The following is a 24,993-nucleotide window of genomic DNA, read 5'->3' as shown; positions in this document are numbered from 1 at the left end:
TTAGTCTGTGTTCCTATAATCAGGCCTTTACGGGCTGTTGATCCCCACTTAGAAATTTTTGTTTTACTCAACTTCTTGAGATGGGGATTTTACAGCCCGTTAATCTGCGATAATGCATGAAGTCTAGGGGATTATAAATCTCTTAGACTTTTTTTATTTTTTTTTGAACGAATTCTGAACATAGACGTCTTATAGCTGTAACAAAATAATGACTCACTTAGGGGGATATGAATCATGGAATTATTACAGGGCATTAATTGGGCAATTATTGCTCCCATTATTGTTATACAGCTTATTCTATTGGTGATTGCTGTTATTGATTTAGTTCGGATTGAAAAAACAAACGGGCCGAAATGGATGTGGGCCATTATCATCTTGTTTGGAAATCTCATCGGCTCCATTCTCTATTTTGTTGTTGGAAGGAGAAATCATTAATGTCTGATGTTGTCACTGTCAAAGGACTAAAAAAAGCCTTTAAAGACCTTGAAGTCATTAAAGGATTGGATTTTACGTTAAGAAAGGGAAAATGTATAGCTTTACTCGGAGCAAATGGTGCCGGAAAAACGACCACCTTGCAAATGCTTTCGGGCTTAATGATGCCGACCTCAGGCAGTATCGTATTTGATGGGCTTGAAAAAGGGGCGGATTTTCGAAAATGGATTGGGTATCTTCCTCAGCATCCTGTTTTCTATGAATGGATGACGGGCAGGGAGTTTCTGGAATATGCAGGGAGATTAGCTGGATTACAGAAAAGTGAATCAAAAAAAAGGACAGATGAGCTTCTTGAAATGGTCGGTATTGCTGAAGCAAAGAACCGCCGGGTTGGCAAGTACTCTGGAGGAATGAAGCAGAGGTTAGGGATTGCACAGGCCATTATTCACAAGCCTAAGCTAGTTATGCTCGATGAACCTGTATCTGCTCTTGACCCGTTTGGCCGCAGAGAAGTGCTTGAGCTGCTTGAAAAGCTGAAAAAGGAAACGACCATTCTTTTTTCTACACATATTTTAAATGATGCAGAAGAGGTTTGTGATGAAATTCTGTTTCTGCATAATGGGGAAATAATAGAATCGGGAACGATGGAAGAGCTTCGGGATAAACATCAGCAGGCTAAGATTGAGCTGGTATTTCGAGGGAAGGCTGATGAATATGCACAGAATTTTTCCAGCTTAACATTATCTGTTTCAGTAGACGGGAACATAATCAGTATTGTATCTGATGATGTCGAAAGGACAAAAAGGGCTGTTCTTAAAGAGATAGTCGAAAACAACTTACCCTTGCTTAAGTTTGAGATTAGCAGAACAAGTCTAGAGGATGTATTTATGAAGGTGGTGCAAAAATGAACCAATGGGTGACTCTTTTTAATAAAGAAATGGTTGAAATGTCGAGAAATTTCAAATGGATTTGGGTTCCAATTGTATTTATTTTACTCGCAGTTAAGGAACCATTAACAGTGTATTTCATGCCTCAGATCCTTGATGCCGTTGGAGGATTGCCTGAAGGGGCTATCATTCAGCTCCCAGTACCATCTGCGTCAGAGGTTATGGTCTCAATACTTAGTCAATTTAATACTTTAGGTGTTTTAGTCATTGTTTTAACTTCAATGGGCATGATCGCTGGAGAGAGAAAGAGCGGTGTAGCAGGTCTAATTTTGGTAAAACCAGTTTCCTATACATCTTTTATAACGGCAAAATGGGCGGGTGCCATGCTTTTATTATGGGTTTCTTTTTTTGCAGGGTATCTTGCATCATGGTATTATGTCGTCATTTTGTTTGAAGCAGTTCCTTTTGCTGATTTTATGCAGTCTTTCTTTTTAAATGGAATCTGGCTGTCCTTTGTATTAACGCTTACTGTTCTTTTTAATTCAATCATAAAATCCCCTGGGGCTGTTGGTTTTGTCTCACTTATAGTTATTATATTATTGAGTATTTTTAATACTATATTTGCAAATTGGTTAGATTGGAGTCCTGTTCAGCTTCCGGCCTATACAAGTCAATTACTATTTTACGGGGGAGCTCCTAAAGAGACATTCCCATCTTTAATCCTTTCAATTGTTGCTATTATTTTAATGCTTGCAGGAAGCATTCGTATATTTCGAAAAAAAGAACTTGCTTAAGAACCCAAGATTTTGGGTTCTTTTATTTACCTACTATAGTCATTTTTATTATTGCTGCATATTCCCTAATAAAAAGTGTTGTTTTTACGACTGCTGGTGTTTCAGCAGCTAAAGGATAACCTTTTATTTCTACCTTTTCGGCTAGTTTAAGAGAACGATATAGGTGAAAGTCATTGCTGACAATAACTGCCTCATCAATATCGTATAGGTCTTTCGTATACTTTAAGTTTTCGTATGTAGATGTTGAAAGCTCTTCTTTGAGAATGCGGTCTTCGCTAATGCCCTGTTCAATAAAAAAACGCCTAAGTGCTTCTGCTTCAGTAATATTTTCTCCATTTCCTTGCCCTCCAGTTACAATTACATTCGTTTCGGGATTCTCCTTTAAATACTCTAATGCCTTTTTGGCACGGAAAAGTAAGCTGAGAGACATTTCTTCTCCATTCACTTTAGCTCCAAGAACAATTAAGTATGGAACACTGTGGGGTGGAGTTTTTTTGGCAGTTTCCATCATTGATTGATGTATACCTATAATTATTATTAAAAGCAGGATGATGGCGGCACTAATTAAAATTAATATTTTTTTCATTTTTTCCTCCAAAGAACTCATGATTGCCGGAGATATTTAATAGATATAGAAAGAGACTCTATTAATTTAGCATATAAACACAATACTGGGAATGAATTTCCTGCTGGATATGTTGGGAGATTTGGTTATGAATATTCAAGAATATTATAAGAAATCAGCTATGATATCATTAAATGCCAGCCTTGCCTCATTAGTGCCTCCTATTTTGTTGATCCTTTATGTAATCATTATTGAACCAAACAAGAATATAGTTCTAGTGATTATTCCTTTTTTACTTTATAGCCTTATTTGCTATCATTATTATTTATTAAACAATCTGCGTTCTAAGGAAATTTCGAGTGTGCAAAATCATTTAAATGATGGTCATATATTTGATAAGGAACAGGTGGTGATTACTTTTCTGCCTGCTCCTACCTTAAGAATGCAAATGTTTGATATAAATGGGAACTTGCTCGGAGAAATTAGGGATAGGCAATTTTGGCCGTTTCGATGGTTTTTACCTTATTTCCTAGACGGGGTTATCGAGAAAAGGTATGGACTTTATGATGGAACAAACCAATTAATTGGATGCTTTATTTTAAAGAAAAAACAGATAGAAATAGCGGATTCCAATTTTGAGGTCCTTTCAACTTGTATTTGCAAGCCAACTAATAAAAGCTTTACTTTCACTTTTGAAAATGAGAAAAATACGATTTTAGTTAAGCGATCCTTTCAATTTATGGATATTAGATTTTTCGACCGTAACTTAATAACAATAGGCAGGCTGCGTAAAGGCTGGATGCCACTAGAATTGGGAAATCGATTTAAAGATCCTAATACGCCAATCCTTACTTTTGAACAACCAATTTCCGCAGAGGACAAGCTTTTGACGTATGCGATTTTAACTAAATTATTTCAGTCGACCAATCACTAATTCTCCACATAGCATAGCCCATGCAGATAAATGGTTTCTTATAGGCTAATATAGTATATTAATCAATAGAGATTTTGCATCAAGATATTAGTTATGAGGTGTAGCATGAAAAAGTTTCTGCTAATTGTGGGCATAATCGTACTGTGTTTATTTATTGTTGATAAAATGATTCTCAAGGATAAAGGGATTGTAACGAACTTTAATCAGAAATACGATAAGATAGAAAATCCTGAAACTATTCAAACTGGTATAGAGGAAGGCAAAAGGGCACCTGATTTTACCCTTTCGGATTTAAATGGGAATATAGTAAAGCTTAGTGATTATAAAGGGAAAAAGGTGCTGTTAAATTTTTGGGCAACTTGGTGTCCTCCTTGTAAGGCAGAAATGCCGCATATGGAAAAGCTGTATAGCAAATATAAAAATGATGGATTTGAAATACTAGGTGTAAATGTGACGACATCTGAAAAAAACAGAAATGATGTTGATCAATTTGTGGACGATTATCAATTAACCTTTACAATTCCGCTTGATGAAAAAGGACAGGCATTTAGTGATTACAGCATTATGGTCTACCCATCAAGCTTTTTTATCGATTCAGATGGTATTATTCGTAAAAAAGTGTTAGGTGCAGTTGACGAAGAGGCGATGGAAAAACTAATTCAACGCTTGCCTTAAAAGAAGAGATAAAGATTTATAAAACTGCATTGCTAATCATTTGCAATGCAGTTTTACTCATTTTTCATTAATATTTCTGCTAATTTCGCTTTAATTCGCCGTTTTCGATAGAGCATCATTCCAGCTTCAGCAATATCATTCACTGCAGAGCGGTTAATAAAGGCACCGAATAAAAGACCCGCGATAGGGATCATTTGAAAGAGTTTCTTCCAGCCGATTTGATCCCTATAAGTAAACACAACCTCTCGCCATCCTTGAATTTCTGAAATCACTTCTCTTTTGGCACTATCATTTGGCGAATCGATTAAGGATAGCTGTTGCAGGATCGCCTTTTTTTCAACGATATCAGAAGATACGAATTGCAGGACTTTTACCATATACATTCTTTCTTTTTTATCTTTTGGATCATATCCATAGCAAATAGCGATGTCCTGAAGGGTCTTTAACTGGATCCCGAGAAGAAGGGGAATATCTAGGGACAAGGTTAAAATGCCGCCAACCCCTGTGCTCGCTCCTTGAACAGTAGCCAGACGTTTCCGATTGCTCGTCAGTTTTGTGACGGCAACATCCATTTCATTGATAGCAATCAAATGGACATCCTCTAAATGATTGATTTGCTTATCGGGATAATATGACTTTAAGGAGGAAACGGAGCTTAAATACCGTCCTCCAGATTGAATATATTGGCCAAGCTCATCAAGGATGACCCCGATTTTCTTCTGTAAAAAAGCGGGTGTGAACTTGTCCAAGAGCTTAAATGGCAGTCTGCCGAGTTTTTCCCAAAACCATAAGTCATTTTGCGCCTTTTCCCAGTCTTCACTCTTTTTTAATTCAAGCAGTAATTGTTCTTTTGTTTCCATTTAAACAAAATTCCTTCCCGTTTTAGATAAATACATATACGTGAAATCAGTAGAAAAGTTTCAATTTGTTTCAGCCGAATGTCTTTAAAATTGTATATTTATATAACTCATGTTACTATTTCTTTAAATCGAATAATATTCCTTCGGGGCAGGGTGAAATTCCCAACCGGCGGTGATGAGGATAGATCCTCTTAGTCCGTGACCCGGTTTCAATATTGAAAACGGTGGATTTGGTGTAAATCCAAAGCCGACAGTTAAAGTCTGGATGGGAGAAGGAATGGACAAAATTGCGTAAAAAAGACTTTTCTTTACGCTTATTTTGCTATGTTATTATGCCCCGTACATCAATTTGTACGGGTTTTTTTCTGGAGAGATTTAAATGAAAGGAGTCAATTAAACAGGAGATGCAGGTTCATAAAAATATGGAATTTGTCTTAATGATGGATCGATCGACTAGTGGACAATCTAGTCTGTATTCAAAGGTTGGAGCGGTTGTTAAGATTAGGGAAGCACTTGGACTTGGCGCCCATTTAAAGGCGGGAGCGGCTCATGCTATAAATAAACTATATTATCACGATATCAAAACGAAACCCCCGTATGTAATGTTAAAGGTAGCTGTACCATTTAATGGGGAAATGGCCGCAAAAACAGATGGCAGCAAATTGATAACCTCTCCAGAGTCCAGTTTAGATGTTCACCAATTAAGACATGAAAAAGATATCATCCTGATAAGTGTCAATACAATTATTTATGATAATCCACATTTAACCACCAGACTGCCCCAAGGTGGAAAAAATTCCATTCGATTTGTGTTAGACACGCATTTGCGTACGTCTTTAAAAAAAGAAAATATAATTTGAGATCAATCTGCACAAATAATTATTTTCTCTGGAAATGAAGTAGGTTCGAATCGTGCAGATGCTTTTCGCGACCCTCTAAAGGAGGAATCTGAATTATGTTTACAGGAATTATCGAAGAGTTAGGTACCGTAAAAAGTGCCGCTGCAATCGGAAACACCATTATATTAACGATTAAAGCTTCTAAAATTCTCCAAGATCTTCGGTTAGGGGATAGTATTTCTGTCAATGGCGTTTGTCTTACTGTGACAGAGTTTAATCATGACGGCTTTTCAGCAGATGTTATGCCGGAGACGTTTAAAAGTACTTCCTTGTCATCATTAAAGGATAGGACAAAGGTTAATCTCGAAAGAGCCATGGCTGCAAACGGACGTTTTGGCGGACATTTCGTGACTGGCCATGTTGATGGTACAGGAAAAATACTCAAAAAGACAGTAAATGAAAATGCTATTTATATTGAAATATCAGTGCCTAGTTCCTTTAGCCATTTGCTCTTAATGAAGGGGTCCATCACTATTGACGGCACCTCGTTGACTATTTTTGGAGTAACAGAAAAATCGGTGACAGTTTCAATAATTCCTCATACTGCAAAGGAAACGGTATTAGGACTTAAGCAAGTTGGAGAAATTGTTAATCTTGAGTTTGATATGCTGGCCAAATATCTGTATTCATTCATGACGAAGGAACAAATTAATAAGGCAGAGAATGCAGGGATTTCTGAAGACTTTTTAAAAGAAAACGGTTTTCTTTAATTTTTTTTCAAACTAAAAAGGCAGCAGGAGGTAAAGTATGTTCAGTGAAATAAAGGCAGCATTAGAAGACTTGAAGGCAGGAAAAGTCATTATTGTTTGTGATGATGAAGATAGGGAAAATGAAGGAGATTTTCTTTCAATTGCCGAGTATGTAACCCCAGAGACAGTCAATTTTATGGCGAAAGAAGGAAGGGGACTCATCTGTACTCCGATTTCTGAAGGGCTTGCTCAAAAATTAGATCTTCTTCCAATGGTAGAAAGAAATACAGACAGTCGCGGCACAGCCTTTACTGTATCAATCGATCACAAAGAAACAACTACTGGAATAAGTGCTTTTGAGAGGGCATTTACAATTGAAAAAATGCTGAAAGATGATGCACATCCGGATGAATTTAATCGCCCTGGCCATATCTTTCCTTTAATTGCAAAGGAAGGTGGCGTATTAAGAAGAGCGGGACATACGGAAGCAGCTATTGATTTGGCACGTCTCGCCGGTGCAAAGCCTGCGGGTATCATCTGTGAAATTATGAAGGATGATGGAACAATGGCCCGTGTAAAGGATTTAGAGATCATCGCCAAAAAAATTGACTTAAAAATGATTACGATTCAACAGTTAATTGAATATCGACTAGAACATGATTCTCTTGTGAAAAGAGAGGCTGACATTCAGCTTCCGACAGTTTATGGAATGTTCAGAGCTGTTGGGTATACGAGTAATTTAGATGGAAAAGAACATGTTGCTTTAGTAAAAGGAGAAATTACTGAAGATGAGCCCGTCCTATTAAGAGTCCATTCCGAATGTTTAACTGGAGATGTTTTCGGTTCAAATAGATGTGACTGCGGACCTCAGCTTGAAGGCGCATTAGCCCAAATTGAAAGGGAAGGGAAAGGAATTCTTCTATATATGAGGCAGGAAGGCAGAGGAATTGGGCTCATTAACAAAATGAAGGCTTACGAACTTCAAGAAGAGGGATACGACACAGTTGAGGCAAACCATAAGCTTGGATTTGGCGATGATTTACGTGAATACGGAGTTGGTGCCCAAATTTTGAGAGATTTAGGTGTAAAAAAAATGCGGCTCTTAACAAATAATCCGAGAAAAATTGCCGGATTGGCAGGGTATGGGTTAGAGGTTTCAGAACGTGTCCCATTACAAATGCCGGCAAAAACTGAAAATGAAGCATATTTAAAAACGAAACAAACGAAGCTTGGTCATTTATTAAAATTTTAACGGGAGAGATGAGCAATGAAAAAAGTAATTGAAGGACATTTAGTTGGGACAGGTTTGAAAATAGGAATTGTCGTAGGAAGATTTAATGAATTTATTACTGGAAAATTATTAACTGGGGCTGAGGATGCCCTTAAACGTCACGGTGTAAAGGAAGAGGATGTAACCGTAGTTTGGGTTCCAGGAGCCTTTGAAATCCCATTAACAGCCAAAAAGCTTGCTGAAGTCGGGGGATATGATGCGATTATTACACTAGGTACAGTTATAAGAGGTGCAACACCACATTTTGATTTCGTCAGTAATGAGGTTGCTAAAGGGGTTGCTTCAATCGGAATGCAGAGCGGAATCCCCATTATTTTTGGCGTGTTAACGACAGACACGATTGAACAGGCAATTGAACGTGCAGGTACTAAGGCTGGAAATAAAGGCTGGGATGCAGCGGTCGGAGCCATTGAGATGGGTAATTTATATAAACAGCTTTCCTTATAAAAATGATTGGAATATTCTGTTTCTCTATATAAACTGACATAAGAACAAATAATTTTTTCAATTATTGCATATTTCGACAAACTAACCGTAATCTTTTGTATACAATAGTGACAATTATATAATGCAGAATTGTCGGAGGGTAATATATGGAAGTTTTTGTAGCGAGGCAGCCAATTCTTACTGCAAATGAAGATGTATTCGGATACGAGCTTCTTTACCGCAGGAATCAGAAGGTGAATGCCTTTCCTGATGTAGATGGTGATCAAGCGACAACAGAACTTATCGTAAATAGTTTTTTAAATATTGGGATTGATAAGCTATCAAACGGTAGGCCTTGTTTTATTAATTTTACCGAAAAACTGCTAAATCTTAGACTTCCTACTTATTTTCAACCGCGTGATATAGTTGTTGAAATTTTGGAATCCATTGAACCAAGTGCTGAATTAGTAGAAATCTGCAAAGAGCTAAAGGGGCTGGGCTACCAGATAGCATTGGATGATTTTGTTTTCAATGAAGAAAATAAATATTCATATGAACTACTAAAGTATGCGGATTTTGTTAAAGTCGATTTTCTTTCAACTACAGCAGAAATGAGAGAGCGAATTGAATGGGTTGTTAAGTCAATGAATCTGAAATTAGTGGCAGAGAAGGTTGAAACTAGAGAGGTATTTGACAATGCTCGGAAAAGAGGCTATCACTATTTCCAAGGGTATTTCTTTGCTAAGCCAAGTATACTATCAACTCGTGATATTCCAGCTTATTTTCACTCTTACTATGAAATGATCCAAAACTTTGCAACTAATGAACCGAGTATTGATCGAATTACGGAACTGATTGAAAGGGATATTTCCCTATCCTATAAATTATTAAAATTAATTAATTCCCCTGCATTTAGACCTAAGCAAAAAATAAATTCGATTAAACAAGCAGTAGTATTGCTCGGTTTAATTGAATTGGAGAAATGGATATATGTTTTAGCTGTGCGGGAATCGACAATTGAGAAGCGAAATATATCTCAAGAAACCATTCAAATTAGTCTCACAAGAGCAAAATTGTGTGAAGAAATTGCAAAAATGAAAGTGAAAAGGGCGCCGTCATCAAGTTATTTTATGACAGGCATGTTTTCTATCATGGATTCGATTTTATCTATGCCAATGAGCATGATACTAAAGGAGCTTCCTCTTGAAGAAGAGATTTGTGACGCATTGAATGGTCAGTCCAATCAACTGAAGGATGTTTTAGATCTCGTTATTGCAGTGGAAACAGCTCGGTGGAGCATCATTAGTGAAAAATGCAAAGAATTGAGTATTGATGAAAAAGATCTATTTAAATTGTATGCAGAATCTTTAAACTGGTCAAATGACCTCGTATTAGAAGAAAAATTTTCACCATAAAGATGAAAACCTGCCATTAATTAGAAGGCAGGTTTTTTATTCCTTAAAAATTGCAATATAGGTTCAAAATTTTGCTTTTCTTTTGTTTCAAAATAGGTTTTGAACGGGTCACCATGTTGATTGACGCGCTTAATAATATTTGGTACTTGAAAGTCCTCTACTCTTAACGTTTTAACTACTTCCTCCCAATAAAGGGGTGCTGCCACAGTAGCCTCTTTTGTCCCGCGTGGTGAATAGGGGGAAATAATAGTTTTTCCTTCAGCATGCTGAATATAATCAACATAAAGCCGGTTTCCTCTATTCTTTTTCATACGCTCAATTGTAAAAGAATCGGGATCTTTTGATATTAAATATTCAGCTATAAATGAAGTGAATAATCTTGTGTCCTCATAGGAAAACGTATTTTCTGGCAAAGGGATATAGATTTGCAGCCCTTTATTCCCGGATATTTTCACAAAGCTAATCAATTTGAGCTGGTCTAGAACGTCTTTAATTAAAAGAGCAGCTCTAATAGCTAGACCAAATTCATTTCTTGATGGCGGGTCCAGGTCAAAAACAATTTCACTGGGCCCTTTACTGTAAATGGTTTGAAAAGGGATGTGAAATTCAAATGAGAGCTGATTCCCGAGCCAGAGCAACGTTTTTAAATGATTGCACACGATATAATTAATTCCTTCGGACATGTTCGTTTCTACAAATTCAGGCGCATATTCAGGACAATTCTTTTGATAAAAGGGGTCACCGAAAATACCATGCGGATAGCGGATCACTGTTAGAAGCCGATTTTTGAGAAAAGGAAGCATATAAGGAGAAATCTCTCTTAAATAATGTAAATAATCGATTTTCTGTATAGGTGGATCTTCCCATAATGGTTTATCAGGATGTGTCACTTCAATATCTGAAGGCAGGTTTTTCTGCTGCTGGATAAATTGTTCAAACTTACAATCCTTGGGCTTCAGATCAAAGCGAAATCTGTGAAAGTGGGGTTCTCTCATCTGTTTCTCATAAATTTCTAAGTATTTCACTTCAACACATATACCGGGTTCGACATAAAAAAATTGATCATCTTCATCCTTTTTATTAGCCTTAATGGTTTCAAATAGTGCCTTTTTTTCGTCCGGCTTCAATCCAAATAGAAATTGTCCAATTGGGTAAACCTGATCATTTTGAAAAACACCAGCATAAAAATAGCCATTCGTTTTATCATAAGCGGTAATGAAACAGGAAACATATTTCCAATTCTTGTATTTGATCCATAATGATGTTCGTTTCCCTTCCTCCCATTTATTCAATTCCTGCTTTGCGACAATTCCTTCACCATCATAAAGTGTAACCTTGTCCCAAATTTCTTGAAACGTATGATAAAAGGGAATTAGCTGCATGAGTTGTCTGCTGTTTTCATCCGGCTGGATAGGGAGTGAGCAATGTTTAAACAGTTCAGTTAATTTCCTTTTTCTTGAAAGGTAATCAAAATCCTTTAATGATTCTCCTTTTAGTTCCAATAGATCGAAAATCAGTAGATGACACGGTGAGGTGTTTGCTTTTTCTTCAATTCTCTTGTCTGACCTCATCCTCCCCCTCACTTGGATCTGTCCAAAATGAGCTTTAAATGCATTTTCTAGATAAACAAGTTCTCCGTCTAGTGTTATTGGAAGAAAGGGGCGAAATAGCTCTAATTTGGCATCTAGAAACGATTTAATTTCGGGAAAAATCGTTAGCAATGATTTACCATTTCTACTCTCTAAGGACATTTCATGCTGACTCCAATGTAAGATGGCACGAAATCCATCATATTTCACCTCATAAAGCCAATCCTTTCCTTTAGGGGCTTCAAAAGATAAACTAGGCAGCATTGGTTTGATCATTATCGAACATCCTTTCCTCACATCTAAACAAGTTAATAATTATAGAATTCCCTTTTTATTATTCGCTACTCCATTTCCAAAAGTTTAAGGGTATGAGTCTCTGCATTTCACACAAATTAAAGAAAAAGAAGAATGGAGTTTACTTATGCATACAATGTGGAAAGGAAGTATCAGCTTTGGTCTTGTCAATATCCCAATTAAGCTGCACGCAGCAACAGAGGATAAAGATATTAAGCTTCGGAATCTTCATAAAGAATGTCATTCCCCAATCAAATATGAAAAAAAATGCACGGTCTGTGACGTAGAAGTAAAGAATGAAGACATTGTTAAAGCATATGAATATACAAAAGGGAAATTTGTCGTTCTTGAGAATGACGATTTGGAAAAGCTGAAGAAGGAAAATGAAGATAAAGCCGTTGAAATCATGGACTTTGTCATGATGGAGCAAATTGATCCTATCTATTATGATAGAACCTATTATATGTCTCCAGGTGATGGAGGAGGTAAAGCTTATTCCTTACTCAGAAAGGCATTAGAGGATTCCGGAAAAGTTGGACTTGCGAAAATTATCATCCGTTCTAAGGAACAGCTAGCCGTTATTCGTGTTTATGAAAAAACCCTTGTCATGGAAACGATTCATTATCCAGATGAAGTTCGAAATGCCGTGGATGTTCCAAATGTGCCAGCAGAGGATAAAGTAACGAAAAAAGAAATTGATACGGCCATTCTTCTAATTGATCAACTTACAACAGAATTTGAACCGGCAAAATATACGGATGAGTACCGAACAGCTTTACTTGAGCTAATTGAATCGAAGCGAACTGGAAAAGAAATAGTCACTCCTACAGAAAAAGAGCCAGTGTCCAATGTGACAGACTTAATGGCGGCGTTACAAGCATCGATTGATAAAACAAAGCCTAAAAAACCGGCAGCCAAGAAAAAACGTGTGGCAACAAAAGCTAAGAAGGAAGCATAATGAATATCACTTACCGATTTTGTATTGAACAAAATCGGTTTTTTATCGCAAATTAATTGTTTTTGCTAATATAGTAATAATAAGGAAAAAAGTTGCGGATTATTACTATAGGGAGAGATGGAAAGTGGAAAAGTATATGTTATCTCTAGACCAGGGAACGACAAGCTCTCGTGCGATCATTTTTGACCAAAAGGGAGCCATTGTCCATATTGCGCAAAAGGAATTTAAACAATACTTTCCAAACCCGGGTTGGGTTGAGCATAATCCAAATGAAATTTGGGGGTCAATCTTGGCGGTTATTGCTGCAGTTCTAACAGAATCAGGTGTAAGACCTGAGCAAATTGCTGGAATTGGGATTACAAATCAGAGGGAAACGACTGTTGTGTGGAATAAAGAAACAGGCACTCCCGTATATAATGCCATTGTATGGCAATCTAGACAGACAAGCGATATTTGTGAACAATTAAAATCCCAAGGTTATGATGATCTTTTTCGTGAAAAGACTGGTTTATTAATTGATGCATATTTTTCAGGCACGAAGGTTAAATGGATATTAGATCATGTTGAGGGTGCCAAGGCAGATTCAAAACAAGGGAAGTTATTGTTTGGCACGATGGATACATGGATTATCTGGAAGCTTACAGGCGGGAAATGCCATGTAACTGATTTTTCCAATGCTTCACGGACACTTATGTTTAATATATATGATTTAATATGGGATGAAGATTTGCTCCGAATTCTTGATATACCAGATTGTATGCTTCCTAATGTTAGGCCTTCTTCTGAAATATACGGGCATACAGCAGACTCTCACTTTTTTGGCAGGGAAGTGCCGATTGCTGGTATCGCGGGGGATCAGCAGGCAGCCCTCTTCGGACAGGCTTGTTTTGAAAAAGGCATGGCAAAAAATACGTACGGCACAGGCTGTTTTATGTTAATGAATACAGGTGAAAAAGCTGTTCGTTCTGAGCATGGACTGTTAACAACTATTGCTTGGGGCTTAAATGGAAAAGTGGAATATGCTTTAGAAGGGAGTATCTTTGTTGCGGGGTCTGCCATACAATGGCTCAGAGATGGGCTAAGGCTGCTTAAAAATGCTAAAGATAGTGAGAAATATGCGAAAAAAGTTGTATCTACTGATGGTGTATATGTAGTTCCTGCTTTTGTTGGTCTTGGTACTCCTTACTGGGACAGCGATGTTCGTGGAGCTATATTTGGTTTAACAAGAGGAACAACGAAAGAACATTTCATCCGAGCGACTTTAGAATCTCTTGCTTATCAAACAAAAGATGTCCTATCCGCCATGGAAGCTGATTCGGGAATAAATTTAAAAAAACTGCGGGTAGATGGAGGAGTTGTGAAAAATAATTTTCTCATGGAATTTCAATCAAATATATTAAATGTTCCGGTCGAACGTCCTACCATTAATGAAACGACTGCACTTGGAGTAGCCTATCTAGCAGGACTTGCAGTTGGTTTCTGGAGAAGCCAAGAAGAAATTGCTGAGAAATGGGCAATTGATTGTTCTTTTTACCCCAATATGCTGGAAGAGAATCGAAATGACCTATATAACGGCTGGAAGAAAGCAGTTCATGCGGCGATGGCTTTTAAATAAAAGATCGAACATCCTCTCCTTATAGGAAACTTTACTGACTTTTGAAAAGGAGGATGAAATATTGATGTTTTCAAACAAAAACCGACACGAAATGATTAACAAACTGAAAAAGAATCAATTTGATGTTTTGATAATTGGCGGGGGAATTACTGGTGCGGGGATCGCTTTCGATGCCTCTTCTAGAGGGATGAAGACCGCTTTAGTTGAAATGCAGGATTTTGCTTCAGGCACATCAAGCCGCTCAACAAAGCTAGTACATGGCGGTCTTCGCTATTTGAAAAACCTTGAGGTTAAACTCGTTGCAGAAGTTGGGAAGGAACGAGCCGTTGTTTATGAGAATGGGCCACATGTCACAACACCTGAATGGATGCTTCTGCCGATTTATAAAGGTGGAACGTTTGGACGGATTAGCACTTCAATAGGTCTTAGAGCTTATGATTATTTAGCAGGTGTAAAAAGAGAAGAAAGGAGAAGGATGCTAGATGCTCAAGAAACGGCAGGGAAAGTCCCTCTTATTAAAAAGGAAGGACTTCAGGGTGCTGGATATTATGTAGAGTATCGTACGGACGATGCTCGTTTAACAATTGAAGTGTTGAAAGCAGCCTATGAAAAGGGAGCTGTACCAATAAATTATTCGAAGGCCTATAAGCTTCTTTATAATAATAATGAAGTAGCTGGCGTAATGGCAGTTGATCAGTTAACAGGAGAAGAGTACGAGATTAAGGCACATACAATTGTTAATGCTTCAGGGCCATGGGTTGACTTTATTAGGGACTTGGATGGTTCAAAAAAAGGAAAGACAATGCAGCTGACAAAAGGTGTCCATGTTGTATTTGACCAATCTAAATTACCTTTAGAGCAGGCTGTATATTTTGACACACCAGATAACCGCATGATTTTTGCGATCCCGAGAAATGGAAAAACCTATGTAGGAACAACAGATACTTTCTATAATCATGATCCTAAAAATCCAAAAATAACTATGAAAGATAGAGATTATCTCATCCATGCAATTAACGATATGTTTCCAGATGCAGGGGTGAGAGAAACGGATATTGAATCAAGCTGGGCTGGAGTTCGCCCATTAATCTCGGTAGAGGGGAAGGACCCTTCGGAAATTTCGCGGAAAGATGAGATATGGGAAGCTCCATCTGGTCTCATTACGATTGCAGGCGGTAAATTAACGGGATACCGTAAAATGGCAGAGACCGTTGTTAATTTACTTGCAAGAAAATTAATAGCGAAAAATAACAGATATTTTCTCGGCTGCATGACAAAGGCTTTGCCTATTTCTGGAGGGGATGTTGGAGGTTCTAGAAATTATAAAGCTTTCATCGAAGGTTTATCACGGGTTGGTATAGAAATCGGACTAACACAAGATGAGGCTTTTCATCTCGTTTCCATGTACGGGTCAAATGCTCCAATATTATTTAAAATGATTGAAACTGATAGCAGTAATAAAGCGGAGAAATATGAAATGCCAATTACTTTATGGGTTAAGCTCAAATATGCACTAGAATATGAAATGGCTTCGACCCCTTCTGACTTTTTTATAAGAAGAACAGGTGACCTGCTATTTGATATACATTCAGTAAGGAAATATCGAAAGCAGGTACACTATTATATGTCAGAATACTTTGGCTGGAGTGAAAAGAGGAAGCAACAATTTACTATGGAACTGGAGCAGGAATTAAACGATGCAACAACACCAGATGAATAGTAATTGGGTGTATGAATAGGCAAATTCATCAGAACATCCCGATCATCAACTAATAGCACAGCTTCTTTTCCCTTTTCGGTATTGGGTCTGTCTAGAAAATGAAAAACTAACTTCAGGACAGACTCTAATCTATTTCTCGTAGGAATCCATTAATTTCAATCTGAAATAGTATTTGACTTACCGTTTATTTTTTGATACAATAAATTATTGCTTATTTGAGGTTTACTCGTAGAGTAGTGAATATTGATGTAACCCAATACATCATTCGTTTGTTTAAGGTTCGGAATAAAAAATTATAATTGATCAATTAGCAGCTTATATGGCAATTTCTTCTTTAATCTTCTTCTGATTACCCGGAACATCTTCACTTCAGTTTTAAATTCTACAAAATGAAAAATCACAATTATTTTATTAATCTCAATAATGAACTGATTTTCTTAATACCTGATTCCCGCTGGCACGGTCTTGGAGCCGTAAGGATGGAAGAGAGGTAGGGCTTTCATTGTTTTAGGTGTTATACTAAGATTATGCGCTGAAGCATAACATAGTAAAGCCTCGAATAGGCCAAATAGTATAATAAATGTAATTTTTCCTTTTGTTATTGACAATATTAGGTTCCTCATTTATTATAAGGTTAACGCTGTAATGTTCGTTATATATATTTTTGGATAAGTGGTCGTAGCTACAATAAATTGTGGACGATTTTATTCCTCATTTATTGTGGGTACGATCTTTTTATGTTAAAGCCTATATATTAAAGACTTATAGTGAAACATATTTTTGGAGGTAATAACATGAACACAGGTAAAGTTAAATGGTTTAATGCAGAAAAAGGATTTGGATTCATCGAGTCTTCAGAAGGTCAAGACGTATTCGTACACTTCTCTGCAATCCAAACTGATGGTTTCAAAACTTTAGAAGAAGGCCAAGCTGTAACTTTCGAAATCGTTGAAGGTAACCGTGGACCACAAGCTTCTAACGTAAATAAAGCATAATATTGCTAGAAATGGAGTGGTGCATGTCATTCATGCATCACTTTTTTACGTTATTTTTTCTCCACTTTGTATATTCTTCATCCATTCCTCAAAAGAGAATCCATCCAACTTGCTTTTTAGGAATAATACTTTTCCTCATTTAATTGGAAAATACTTTAAAGATCATTTTTTATAATGGGAAATAAATTCTTATTTTAAAAATGTAAAAAAGAGATGCAAACTGGAAAACCTATTAACGTAGTTATTGTTTAATATAGATGATGACAAAAGTAAGTAGCGTAACGATCATAAGGAGGAAAAAATATTTTGACAACATTCTCAGATTTTAGCTTAAGTAATGAAATAGTAAAAGCATTATCAAATATGGGCTTCGAGGAACCAACACCTATTCAGGCTCAAGCAATCCCGATTGGTTTAGTGGGTAAAGACATGATTGGGCAGGCCCAAACTGGTACAGGAAAAACGACTGCATTCGGTGTTCCGCTTCTAGAACAAATCAATATTGAAGAAGGAATTCAAGGTCTTGTTCTTGCTCCAACTCGTGAGCTGGCAGTTCAAGTAGCAGAGGAATTAAACCGAATCGGTCAAGTTAAAGGTGTAAAAACTTTACCAATTTATGGCGGTCAGGATATCAATCGCCAGATTCGCGCTTTAAAAAACAGACCACATATTATTGCAGCTACGCCTGGAAGACTGATTGACCATATTGAAAGAAAAACGATTCGACTTAGCAATATTAAAATGGTTGTCCTTGATGAAGCAGATGAAATGTTAAATATGGGCTTTATTGAAGATATTGAAAGAATTTTAAGTGAAATTAAAGGAGAACGACAAACCCTCCTATTTTCTGCAACAATGCCTAGAAGAATTCAAACACTTGCAGAAAAGTTCATGAAGGATCCGGAATTAGTAAAGATTAAAGCAAAAGAAATGACAGTAAAAAATATCGAACAGCATTATATGGAAGTTCATGAGAAACAGAAATTTGATGTTCTCTGCAGTCTTCTTGATATTCAATCTCCAGACCTTGCAATTGTATTTGGACGTACAAAAAAGCGTGTGGATGAAGTCGTAGAAGGGTTAATTAAACGCGGATATTCAGCAGAAGGAATTCATGGAGATATCCCTCAAGCGAAACGTGACCAAGTTATTCGCCGTTTTAAAGAACAAACGATTGATATCATGGTTGCTACTGATGTGGCAGCAAGGGGTCTTGATATTAGCGGAGTTTCCCACGTATATAACTTTGATATTCCGCAGGATCCTGAGAGCTATGTCCATAGAATTGGACGAACAGGCCGTGCTGGAAATAAAGGACTTGCAGTAACTTTTGTATCTCCAAGAGAAATTGATCATTTGAAGATCATTGAAAACGTAACAAAGAGCAAAATGACGAAAAGTCCAGTTCCATCTTTCAAAGATGTACTAGCAGGCAATCAGCAGGCTACCATTAATCGCCTAATGGCTATTATTGAGAAAAATGACCATAATGATTATAAGCGTGCAGCCGAAAATTTACTCGAAGACACTGATTCTGTTTCTTTGTTGGCAGCGGCATTAAAATTATTAACTAAGGACATTGATGTTACTCCAGTTAAATTAACAGCTGTTGAACCGATACGTGTTAGAAAGCCAAGAACAGATAGAGGCGGAGATAGAAAACGCTATAATGACAGAGGCAGAAGCTCAGGTAGTGCTGGAAGAGACAGAAGAGACGGCAGGGAAAGAAGAAGAAACAGAACGACTAATAAATAATGCTAAACTTTAATCAGTGAGGGTATTACAGCCTTTTTATCTGCGATAAATTGGTAAATCTTTATTTTTCCATGTATTTCTTCAAGTGAATTTGGTTAAAATCCTAAATAATTACCCATAATAAGATTTGCAGGGTAATATATTCTGTCACTGATTGATATTTAGGAGGATTAAAATGGCAACAGGTAAAGTAAAATGGTTTAACGCAGAAAAAGGTTTTGGTTTTATTGAGGTTGAAGGTGGAGAGGATGTATTTGTACACTATTCAGCTATCCAAAGTGAAGGCTTCAAAAGTCTTGATGAAGGCCAAGAAGTTAATTTTGACATAGAAGAGGGACAACGCGGACCTCAAGCAGTGAATGTAACTAAAGCTTAACAAATGTAAAAGAGCCATATTTTTTATAGGCTCTTTTATTATTTTTTGTCTTTAGCTGGATAATTGGTCATAATAAAATGGAGTACGAAAGAAGGGGGAAGAGCTGTGAAGGAATTTACTGTTCAATTTCATAAGGAAGATCAAGTTGAAGCAATGAAAGTTCAGAAATTAAGTGAAGAAGATTTTGAAAGATTAACCGAGGGTGGAACAAGACATTTATTTGAATTGGACACAAATATTGGATTTTTTATTTTCTTCGATGCTATTGATGGCAGTGGCAAAGAATCGTATATGGTCCTTCAATACGAAGAAGAGAATGAAGACCCAAGTGCATGCTATGCTTTTGAATTAAAAGACTTTTATCAATTTGCTGCATTGCACTTAAATGATTTAGAGTTCCAGGAAGAGAATGAAAGCGATGAAGACGAGGAAGAATATAGTCCAATCCATCATTTAGCGCATTTGATGTATCATATCGCTGAAGACGGGAAAGATATTCAATTATAAAAAAGTTTGAGAGCAGGGGCGTGCCCTGCTCTCATTACTTACAGATCTTCTGCTTCTATGTAATGATCCGTGCAAAATTTTGAGATTAGTTTCTCTTCTTCCTCATCTAATGCATAGTCTAATATTTGACCTGAACTTAAAAAATGATAATTTAAAATGCGATAGTCATCTTCTTTCTTATAAAACAAAACTCGAAGCTGTAATCCATTCTCATCGTATAAATCATCATCTTCATCCACGGCAATATCTAAAAAGAATTCGTAACGTTCTCCCAATAAAATTCCTGTAGGATCTTTTAGCAGCTCTACTGTATAACTTGTAATTTCCATAGGTTTCACCCTTTCTTCATCAAACCTAAATCTAGTTAACGAGAACATTATACACCTTACCCGATAAAAAGAAATAGTATTACCATTTCTTAAAAAAAGTTTCTACATTCAAACAAATTGGACCTAAACTTGTTTAAAAAGTATGTCATTTGACCTTTTGACTGTTAAGGAAATTTATGTTATACTAATTGAAGAGTTTATGAATGTATAAAGTTTCCCATAAATCACTTGTTATTTAGAGTTGGTAAGTATTTTCCCTTTATTTAACAGGTGTTTTTATTTTTAGGGAAAAATAGGGGTCTACCCTTTGGGAGGTGCCTTAATATGGCAATGGGATTTGGGAGAAAAAACACAGAAGAAATCAAAATGGAAGAAGTAAAGGTTTGGGAATGCACGTCAGATTCATGTAATTGCTGGGTCCGAGATAATTTTAAGAGCAGTCAGCAGCCTTCTTGTCCAATTTGTAAGAGTGAAATGAAAGAGGCAATAAGGGAGCTTCAAGTAGTGAATAACAATAGTATTTATTCCAATAATTAATATAATGGGGGGCGATCTTTGATCGTCCTCTTTCTTTTTGTATAGGTTATCATAACATGAACAAAATAATGGAAACTAAAATAATTTGGAAGTGAAGTGGGTTTGGCAAACTCTTTATGGTATTTTTCCTTAGTTTTCATAAGTCTAATCATCTTTATATTTACATATAAGAATTCGAATCATTTTCGAAAAGATTTAGCTGTTTATTTTTTTGCTGCGGGTCTTTCATTTTTTGGGGAATTTGTCGTGCTTATTCTTCTGAATTCATACGGTTATTATCCTCATGTTTTCAAAGAGATTTGGCCCGATGATATATTTGGTTCCTTAATTTCTCAAGGAGTTATTATTCCGACAGTGCTAATGTCCATAGCGGCATTTCGGTTAAGGACAAAATGGATTATACTGATCATTTCTCTTATTGCATTAATTGAAGAACTGTTTTTAAGGCTTCGTATTTACGAGCATAATTGGTGGAAAACGTGGTATACGATTATTTTGCTTTTGTTAGCTTCCTATATCATGAAATGGTGGAGAAGAAAATTAAATGATCCTTCCATTCCTATAAAATTTTTAACGATCTATATGTTATTTAATATTATTCTTCATACGATATCTTTTTTTATGTCATTGGTTCTCAAACTTAGCTGGTATTCCATGGGGTTGTTTGAATCGATGTATAAAGATCATACGATCTTAAAAATGATCATAGATATCACCATGGCGATCCCGTTAACGGCGATCGTTCTATTTTCATATAAGTATTTAACGTTGATTGCTCTTTTTATTTTTATGATCATTTTTGATTTAGTCCAAATTAAAATGGGATTGCTTCATGTTATCGATTACAATTCAGTCATTGCGTTCGCGTTCATAAAATTGTTCGTAATTTCTATTGTTAAAAGGGTGAATGATTACCTCTTTCCAATGGAGAAGGATTATATTTAATAGGCATAATTTTCTCTTCCCAACAAAAAATATAATGATTAATATGAAGGAGTGATAACAATGGATGTTATACGTGTAAAACAAATCCTTTCATCATCAGCAGATATTGAAGTCACATACAATGGTGCATCTGTGTGGATTGATCAGTTAAATGAAGATGGGAAGACAGCTACTGTACATTTAAGAGGACCACTTGAAGAAAGATCAACTGTAGAAATTACAGAACTTCAAGAATAGTAATAGACAACCACCCTAAAAATTTAGGGTGGTTGACTATTTATTGGGTCCTATAAAATATAATATCATTGGTTTTAACAGCATGGTTTATTAGAATAGAGATGATCCAGCAGAAAGAAGGTGGAACAAATGAAAACTATACTTGTTGCTGATGATGATCAGCATGTCCGGTATTTAGTGAAAGAACTATTAATGAAAGAAGGGTTTCAAGTTATTGAAGCGGCAGACGGTACAGAGGCTTTGAAACGGCTTCATAATCAAATTTGCGAATTAGCAATCGTTGATATAATGATGCCTGTTATGGATGGGTATAAATTAACTGTGGAAATACGAAAACATTTTGATATTCCGGTTGTATTATTGACTGCAAAAAGTCAAATTGAAGATAAAGAAATAGGCTATCTTTCAGGTACAGATGATTATTTAGTAAAGCCTTTTGAGCCGAAAGAGTTAATATTTAGGGTAAACGCCCTTTTAAGAAGATATGGAAAAGCAATGGAATCAAATATTAGAATTGGTTCAATGTTAATTAATAAAAAAAGCTATGAAATCGAGGTTAATGGAAAAACATTCATATTGCCGCTTAAAGAATTTGAACTGATGTATTATTTAGCTTCAAACCTTAATCAAGTTTTTAGTAGGGGGCAATTAATTGAACAAGTATGGGGAATGGATTATGAGGGGGACGAGCGGACTGTTGATGTCCATATTAAGCGTTTAAGGGAGCGCTTTTCAAATACATCAGATGATTTTTCAATAAAAACGATTAGAGGTATTGGGTATTCGCTGGAGGCTCAAAAATGAAATCCCTTTATTCTAAGTTTGCCATTACTACGATTTTAATCATGCTAGCAAGCGGAATCATTTCTTTTTTACTTTCAAATGTTTATTATCAATCCTATTTAAAAAATCAGAACGATCTTAAAATGACTAATATTGCATTGGAGATTACTAATTTTATTCAACTGCAGAATCAAATAAATATGGATGAATATTTTGAACATCTCGGTTCGATTGGCTATCAAATTTTTATTATCGATGAAAATGGAAATAGACGATTCTTCGGTGCACCATTTAGAACTGAAAACCTTTCGGATGAGCCAGTGGAAAAAGTGCTCAATGGGGAAGTTTTCCATGGAATTGCTAAGTTTCCGCACAAAACCTTTGTGACGGGTTTCTTTGCTAATGAGCTTACGAATACAGTTGGGGTCCCCTTAATATATGAAGGCGAAAGATACGCATTGTTTCTTAGACCAGATATAAAGCTCTTATTCAATGAAATGCATCGGATGTTTGGATGGCTTGTTGTGGGGATGGTTGTGTTTACTATCCTATTAGTATTAATCAGTACAAAGTATTTAATAAAGCCTATTTCCAAATTGAATACAGCAACGAGCTTGATAGCAGAGGGGGATTTTGGCATTAAGCTGAATATTAATAGGCAGGATGAAATAGGGGATCTAGCTGCTAGTTTTCAAACGATGGCTGGCAAATTAGAAAAAGTAAATGACGCACGCAAGGAGTTTATTTCTAACATTTCACATGATATTCAGTCACCTCTCTCTAATATCAAAGGGTATTTAAAACTATTAAAGAGCGCTGAATCAACAGCTCAGCATAAAGAATATTTTGATGTAGTTGATTCTGAAGTGAATCGGCTATCCTATTTAACTAAGCAGCTGCTGTTGCTATCATCACTTGACAGTCAAAAGGATTTGCTTGATAAAAAAGATTTTAATTTAAGTGAACAATTAAAGACGGTTATACGTCAGTACCAGTGGATATTAAGTGAAAAAGGATTGATGATTAGCTATTCACTGCCTGATGCATATTTGCATGGGGATCACACCTTATTATACTCCGTTTGGGAAAACCTCTTAACGAATGCCATTAAATATAGTGAAGAAGACAGTGAGATTAACATTACATTAAATGATCAGCCAGACTGGATCGTGATAAGCTTTAAAGATCATGGAATTGGCTTACATTCAGAAGAGGTTGAAAGGATTTATGACCGTTTTTATCGTGCTGATACATCAAGGACTCGCACTATTGAAGGAACTGGGCTTGGGCTTTCAATCGTTCAATCTATTTTGGAAATTCATGATGGCGAAATTAAAGTGGAGAGCAAGAAAGGGGAGGGGTCTGTTTTTACAGTGAAATTACCAAAGGGTTAGATAATTATTGGCAAGGTGCTATGTGGAGCTGTGAAAGCTATAGCACCTTGTCATTTTTTTACAAAAATTCTTATATTAACATGTGGCAGCATTTTCTGAAACAAAATCAATCTCAAAGCCGAGATCTTTTAACATTTGATGATCCGCTGAACCTTCCTGTCCTGCAGTTGTTAAATAATCTCCAACAAAAATAGAATTTGCAGGGTATAGTCCAAAAGGCTGAAGGCTTCTCAAATTAACCTCACGCCCGCCAGAAATGCGAATTTCCTTTGTTGGATTAATAAATCGCATTAAACACAATACTTTCAGGCAGTATCTAGGATTTAGTTCCTTCGTTCCCTCAAGCGGAGTTCCGTCAATAGCATGAAGAAAGTTAACAGGGATGGAATCTGCATCAAGGGCTTTTAAGCTTCTGGCCATTGACACGACATCTTCTTTAGTTTCGCGCATCCCGATAATGACACCCGAGCAAGGAGAAATTCCGTGTTCTTTAACTAATTCAACGGTGTTTACCCGGTCTTCATATGTATGGGAAGTTGTTATGGATTCGTGGTGATTTTCGGATGTGTTAATATTATGATTATAGCGGTCAACGCCGGCTTCTTTAAGCATGGAAGCCTGTTCGGGCTTTAACAATCCAAGACATGCACATACCGTAAGATTGTATTTATCTTTAATTTCTTTAACAGCAGAAACAACTTGATCAATTTCTTTATTACTCGGACCTCTTCCGCTGGCAACAATGCAATAAGTACCAACATTCATATTAAAAGCTTGTTCAGCACCTTTAACAATGGAATCTTTATCCATCATTCGATATTTTTCAATTGGTGCAGTTGATACGCTTGATTGTGAACAGTAGCCGCAGTTTTCAGGGCAAAGCCCAGATTTTGTATTTATGATCATATTAAGCTTTACTTTATTTCCATAATAATGGTGGCGGATTTTATAAGAGCTTTGTAATAGATCTAGAAGTTCTTCATCAGGGCAATTTAATATGCTAACAGCTTCTTCATTTGTAAGCTCATATCCTTCCAATACTTGTTCAGCAAGATTCCTCCAATTCCTCATTAATTCTCCTCCTTTTGAATT

At 36.4% G+C, this 24,993-nt stretch carries 27 protein-coding genes and 1 riboswitch; of the genes, 22 read left to right on the top strand and 5 right to left on the bottom strand.

Annotated elements, in window-relative coordinates:
• The first annotated feature begins 234 nt into the window (after positions 1 to 234).
• From V7127_RS16375 to V7127_RS16365, 3 genes are read left to right on the top strand one after another with little or no spacing between them, the layout of a single operon-like run.
• On the top strand, positions 235 to 435 hold the full coding sequence (locus tag V7127_RS16375) for a PLD nuclease N-terminal domain-containing protein (protein WP_335348262.1): 201 nt from the start codon (positions 235 to 237) through the stop codon (positions 433 to 435).
• Positions 435 to 1,340 carry an ABC transporter ATP-binding protein gene (locus V7127_RS16370; RefSeq protein WP_335487758.1) on the top strand — a complete coding sequence of 302 codons (906 nt, stop codon included), beginning with the start codon at positions 435 to 437 and terminating at the stop codon, positions 1,338 to 1,340. The genes V7127_RS16375 and V7127_RS16370 overlap by 1 nt, the downstream gene beginning before the upstream one ends.
• Positions 1,337 to 2,113: an ABC transporter permease gene (locus tag V7127_RS16365; RefSeq protein WP_335487755.1), complete on the top strand. Its 777-nt coding sequence runs from the start codon at positions 1,337 to 1,339 to the stop codon at positions 2,111 to 2,113. Before V7127_RS16370 ends, V7127_RS16365 begins: the two co-directional genes overlap by 4 nt.
• A 22-nt stretch (positions 2,114 to 2,135) precedes the next feature.
• On the opposite strand, the gene V7127_RS16360 is transcribed toward V7127_RS16365, so the two are convergent.
• Positions 2,136 to 2,699, bottom strand: a complete 564-nt coding sequence (locus tag V7127_RS16360; RefSeq protein ID WP_335487752.1) for a YdcF family protein — start codon at positions 2,697 to 2,699, stop codon at positions 2,136 to 2,138.
• 127 nt (positions 2,700 to 2,826) lie between these two features.
• On the opposite strand from V7127_RS16360, the gene V7127_RS16355 reads away from it, so the two are divergent.
• The gene (locus tag V7127_RS16355; protein WP_335487749.1) at positions 2,827 to 3,612 is read left to right on the top strand and encodes a hypothetical protein; all 786 of its coding nucleotides are present in this window, start codon (positions 2,827 to 2,829) and stop codon (positions 3,610 to 3,612) included.
• A 105-nt stretch (positions 3,613 to 3,717) separates the two neighbouring features.
• A complete protein-coding gene (locus V7127_RS16350; RefSeq protein WP_335487746.1) occupies positions 3,718 to 4,287 on the top strand; it encodes a peroxiredoxin family protein in 570 nt (189 codons plus the stop codon).
• A gap of 53 nt (positions 4,288 to 4,340) precedes the next feature.
• Here V7127_RS16350 and V7127_RS16345 read toward each other — a convergent pair whose 3' ends face one another.
• On the bottom strand, positions 4,341 to 5,147 hold the full coding sequence (locus tag V7127_RS16345) for an EcsC family protein (protein WP_335487743.1): 807 nt from the start codon (positions 5,145 to 5,147) through the stop codon (positions 4,341 to 4,343).
• Positions 5,148 to 5,282: 135 nt separating this feature from the next.
• A riboswitch (FMN riboswitch) is annotated at positions 5,283 to 5,428 on the top strand.
• A gap of 123 nt (positions 5,429 to 5,551) precedes the next feature.
• On the opposite strand from V7127_RS16345, the gene V7127_RS16340 reads away from it, so the two are divergent.
• The 5 genes from V7127_RS16340 (at position 5,552) to V7127_RS16320 (ending at position 9,867) form a co-directional block, all read left to right on the top strand.
• Entirely contained in the window at positions 5,552 to 6,007 is a 456-nt protein-coding gene (locus V7127_RS16340) for a RibD family protein (RefSeq protein ID WP_335487740.1), read from the top strand.
• Positions 6,008 to 6,102: 95 nt separating this feature from the next.
• Positions 6,103 to 6,756: a riboflavin synthase gene (ribE, locus tag V7127_RS16335; protein ID WP_335355458.1), complete on the top strand. Its 654-nt coding sequence runs from the start codon at positions 6,103 to 6,105 to the stop codon at positions 6,754 to 6,756.
• A gap of 37 nt (positions 6,757 to 6,793) precedes the next feature.
• Positions 6,794 to 7,987, top strand: a complete 1,194-nt coding sequence (locus tag V7127_RS16330; protein ID WP_335487736.1) for a bifunctional 3,4-dihydroxy-2-butanone-4-phosphate synthase/GTP cyclohydrolase II — start codon at positions 6,794 to 6,796, stop codon at positions 7,985 to 7,987.
• A 15-nt stretch (positions 7,988 to 8,002) separates the two neighbouring features.
• Positions 8,003 to 8,473 carry a 6,7-dimethyl-8-ribityllumazine synthase gene (gene ribH / locus V7127_RS16325; protein WP_335347693.1) on the top strand — a complete coding sequence of 157 codons (471 nt, stop codon included), beginning with the start codon at positions 8,003 to 8,005 and terminating at the stop codon, positions 8,471 to 8,473.
• Positions 8,474 to 8,619: 146 nt separating this feature from the next.
• Positions 8,620 to 9,867: an EAL and HDOD domain-containing protein gene (locus V7127_RS16320; RefSeq protein WP_335487733.1), complete on the top strand. Its 1,248-nt coding sequence runs from the start codon at positions 8,620 to 8,622 to the stop codon at positions 9,865 to 9,867.
• A 20-nt stretch (positions 9,868 to 9,887) separates the two neighbouring features.
• Here the strand turns inward: V7127_RS16320 and V7127_RS16315 are convergent, their stop codons facing one another.
• On the bottom strand, positions 9,888 to 11,729 hold the full coding sequence (locus tag V7127_RS16315; protein ID WP_335487823.1) for a DNA ligase D: 1,842 nt from the start codon (positions 11,727 to 11,729) through the stop codon (positions 9,888 to 9,890).
• Between the two features lie 148 nt (positions 11,730 to 11,877).
• On the opposite strand from V7127_RS16315, the gene V7127_RS16310 reads away from it, so the two are divergent.
• The 7 genes from V7127_RS16310 to V7127_RS16280 all read left to right on the top strand — a co-directional run bounded on the left by V7127_RS16310 (position 11,878) and on the right by V7127_RS16280 (position 19,676).
• Positions 11,878 to 12,708 (top strand): Ku protein, encoded by an 831-nt coding sequence (locus V7127_RS16310; protein ID WP_335355460.1) that lies wholly within the window; start codon positions 11,878 to 11,880, stop codon positions 12,706 to 12,708.
• 124 nt (positions 12,709 to 12,832) lie between these two features.
• Positions 12,833 to 14,323, top strand: coding sequence for a glycerol kinase GlpK (gene glpK, locus V7127_RS16305; protein ID WP_335355461.1), 1,491 nt, complete (start codon positions 12,833 to 12,835; stop codon positions 14,321 to 14,323).
• Positions 14,324 to 14,384: 61 nt separating this feature from the next.
• Complete coding sequence (locus tag V7127_RS16300; protein WP_335487730.1) at positions 14,385 to 16,043, top strand: glycerol-3-phosphate dehydrogenase/oxidase; 1,659 nt, start codon at positions 14,385 to 14,387, stop codon at positions 16,041 to 16,043.
• Between the two features lie 794 nt (positions 16,044 to 16,837).
• Positions 16,838 to 17,038, top strand: a complete 201-nt coding sequence (locus tag V7127_RS16295; protein WP_066300496.1) for a cold-shock protein — start codon at positions 16,838 to 16,840, stop codon at positions 17,036 to 17,038.
• Positions 17,039 to 17,344: 306 nt separating this feature from the next.
• Positions 17,345 to 18,793 carry a DEAD/DEAH box helicase gene (locus V7127_RS16290; RefSeq protein WP_335487727.1) on the top strand — a complete coding sequence of 483 codons (1,449 nt, stop codon included), beginning with the start codon at positions 17,345 to 17,347 and terminating at the stop codon, positions 18,791 to 18,793.
• A gap of 175 nt (positions 18,794 to 18,968) precedes the next feature.
• On the top strand, positions 18,969 to 19,169 hold the full coding sequence (locus V7127_RS16285) for a cold-shock protein (protein ID WP_066300509.1): 201 nt from the start codon (positions 18,969 to 18,971) through the stop codon (positions 19,167 to 19,169).
• 105 nt (positions 19,170 to 19,274) lie between these two features.
• A complete protein-coding gene (locus V7127_RS16280) occupies positions 19,275 to 19,676 on the top strand; it encodes a cytosolic protein (RefSeq protein ID WP_335487724.1) in 402 nt (133 codons plus the stop codon).
• Positions 19,677 to 19,714: 38 nt separating this feature from the next.
• On the opposite strand, the gene V7127_RS16275 is transcribed toward V7127_RS16280, so the two are convergent.
• On the bottom strand, positions 19,715 to 20,005 hold the full coding sequence (locus V7127_RS16275) for a DUF6509 family protein (RefSeq protein ID WP_335487721.1): 291 nt from the start codon (positions 20,003 to 20,005) through the stop codon (positions 19,715 to 19,717).
• A 324-nt stretch (positions 20,006 to 20,329) separates the two neighbouring features.
• Between V7127_RS16275 and V7127_RS16270 the strand changes: the two genes are divergently transcribed.
• The 5 genes from V7127_RS16270 to V7127_RS16250 all read left to right on the top strand — a co-directional run bounded on the left by V7127_RS16270 (position 20,330) and on the right by V7127_RS16250 (position 23,901).
• Entirely contained in the window at positions 20,330 to 20,542 is a 213-nt protein-coding gene (locus V7127_RS16270; RefSeq protein ID WP_335347701.1) for a cold-shock protein, read from the top strand.
• Positions 20,543 to 20,788: 246 nt separating this feature from the next.
• On the top strand, positions 20,789 to 21,487 hold the full coding sequence (locus V7127_RS16265; RefSeq protein ID WP_335487718.1) for a hypothetical protein: 699 nt from the start codon (positions 20,789 to 20,791) through the stop codon (positions 21,485 to 21,487).
• A gap of 60 nt (positions 21,488 to 21,547) precedes the next feature.
• Positions 21,548 to 21,724, top strand: coding sequence for an H-type small acid-soluble spore protein (locus V7127_RS16260; protein WP_335347703.1), 177 nt, complete (start codon positions 21,548 to 21,550; stop codon positions 21,722 to 21,724).
• 129 nt (positions 21,725 to 21,853) lie between these two features.
• On the top strand, positions 21,854 to 22,528 hold the full coding sequence (locus V7127_RS16255; protein ID WP_335487714.1) for a response regulator transcription factor: 675 nt from the start codon (positions 21,854 to 21,856) through the stop codon (positions 22,526 to 22,528).
• Complete coding sequence (locus V7127_RS16250) at positions 22,525 to 23,901, top strand: sensor histidine kinase (protein ID WP_335487711.1); 1,377 nt, start codon at positions 22,525 to 22,527, stop codon at positions 23,899 to 23,901. The genes V7127_RS16255 and V7127_RS16250 overlap by 4 nt, the downstream gene beginning before the upstream one ends.
• A 75-nt stretch (positions 23,902 to 23,976) precedes the next feature.
• Here the strand turns inward: V7127_RS16250 and bioB are convergent, their stop codons facing one another.
• Positions 23,977 to 24,972, bottom strand: coding sequence for a biotin synthase BioB (gene bioB, locus V7127_RS16245; RefSeq protein WP_335346655.1), 996 nt, complete (start codon positions 24,970 to 24,972; stop codon positions 23,977 to 23,979).
• Positions 24,973 to 24,993: the final 21 nt, after the last annotated feature.

This window comes from Bacillus sp. JJ1773, from assembly GCF_036962035.1.
Classification (GTDB): domain Bacteria; phylum Bacillota; class Bacilli; order Bacillales; family Cytobacillaceae; genus Cytobacillus.
The sequence above is the reverse complement of the archived record's forward strand: the minus strand, read 5'-3'. Positions and strand labels throughout refer to the sequence as shown.

Bases quoted from the DNA above. Each gene is read 5' to 3' on its own strand.
- V7127_RS16275 (WP_335487721.1), bottom strand. From the start codon at position 20,005: ATGGAAATTACAAGTTATACAGTAGAGCTGCTAAAAGATCCTACAGGA.
- V7127_RS16340 (WP_335487740.1), top strand. From the start codon at position 5,552: ATGCAGGTTCATAAAAATATGGAATTTGTCTTAATGATGGATCGATCG.
- V7127_RS16320 (WP_335487733.1), top strand. From the start codon at position 8,620: ATGGAAGTTTTTGTAGCGAGGCAGCCAATTCTTACTGCAAATGAAGAT.
- V7127_RS16330 (WP_335487736.1), top strand. From the start codon at position 6,794: ATGTTCAGTGAAATAAAGGCAGCATTAGAAGACTTGAAGGCAGGAAAA.
- V7127_RS16360 (WP_335487752.1), bottom strand. From the start codon at position 2,699: ATGAAAAAAATATTAATTTTAATTAGTGCCGCCATCATCCTGCTTTTA.
- V7127_RS16345 (WP_335487743.1), bottom strand. From the start codon at position 5,147: ATGGAAACAAAAGAACAATTACTGCTTGAATTAAAAAAGAGTGAAGAC.
- ribH (WP_335347693.1), top strand. From the start codon at position 8,003: ATGAAAAAAGTAATTGAAGGACATTTAGTTGGGACAGGTTTGAAAATA.
- V7127_RS16370 (WP_335487758.1), top strand. From the start codon at position 435: ATGTCTGATGTTGTCACTGTCAAAGGACTAAAAAAAGCCTTTAAAGAC.
- V7127_RS16295 (WP_066300496.1), top strand. From the start codon at position 16,838: ATGAACACAGGTAAAGTTAAATGGTTTAATGCAGAAAAAGGATTTGGA.
- V7127_RS16375 (WP_335348262.1), top strand. From the start codon at position 235: ATGGAATTATTACAGGGCATTAATTGGGCAATTATTGCTCCCATTATT.
- V7127_RS16260 (WP_335347703.1), top strand. From the start codon at position 21,548: ATGGATGTTATACGTGTAAAACAAATCCTTTCATCATCAGCAGATATT.
- V7127_RS16350 (WP_335487746.1), top strand. From the start codon at position 3,718: ATGAAAAAGTTTCTGCTAATTGTGGGCATAATCGTACTGTGTTTATTT.
- V7127_RS16285 (WP_066300509.1), top strand. From the start codon at position 18,969: ATGGCAACAGGTAAAGTAAAATGGTTTAACGCAGAAAAAGGTTTTGGT.
- bioB (WP_335346655.1), bottom strand. From the start codon at position 24,972: ATGAGGAATTGGAGGAATCTTGCTGAACAAGTATTGGAAGGATATGAG.
- V7127_RS16255 (WP_335487714.1), top strand. From the start codon at position 21,854: ATGAAAACTATACTTGTTGCTGATGATGATCAGCATGTCCGGTATTTA.
- V7127_RS16355 (WP_335487749.1), top strand. From the start codon at position 2,827: ATGAATATTCAAGAATATTATAAGAAATCAGCTATGATATCATTAAAT.
- V7127_RS16365 (WP_335487755.1), top strand. From the start codon at position 1,337: ATGAACCAATGGGTGACTCTTTTTAATAAAGAAATGGTTGAAATGTCG.
- ribE (WP_335355458.1), top strand. From the start codon at position 6,103: ATGTTTACAGGAATTATCGAAGAGTTAGGTACCGTAAAAAGTGCCGCT.
- V7127_RS16250 (WP_335487711.1), top strand. From the start codon at position 22,525: ATGAAATCCCTTTATTCTAAGTTTGCCATTACTACGATTTTAATCATG.
- V7127_RS16310 (WP_335355460.1), top strand. From the start codon at position 11,878: ATGCATACAATGTGGAAAGGAAGTATCAGCTTTGGTCTTGTCAATATC.
- V7127_RS16270 (WP_335347701.1), top strand. From the start codon at position 20,330: ATGGCAATGGGATTTGGGAGAAAAAACACAGAAGAAATCAAAATGGAA.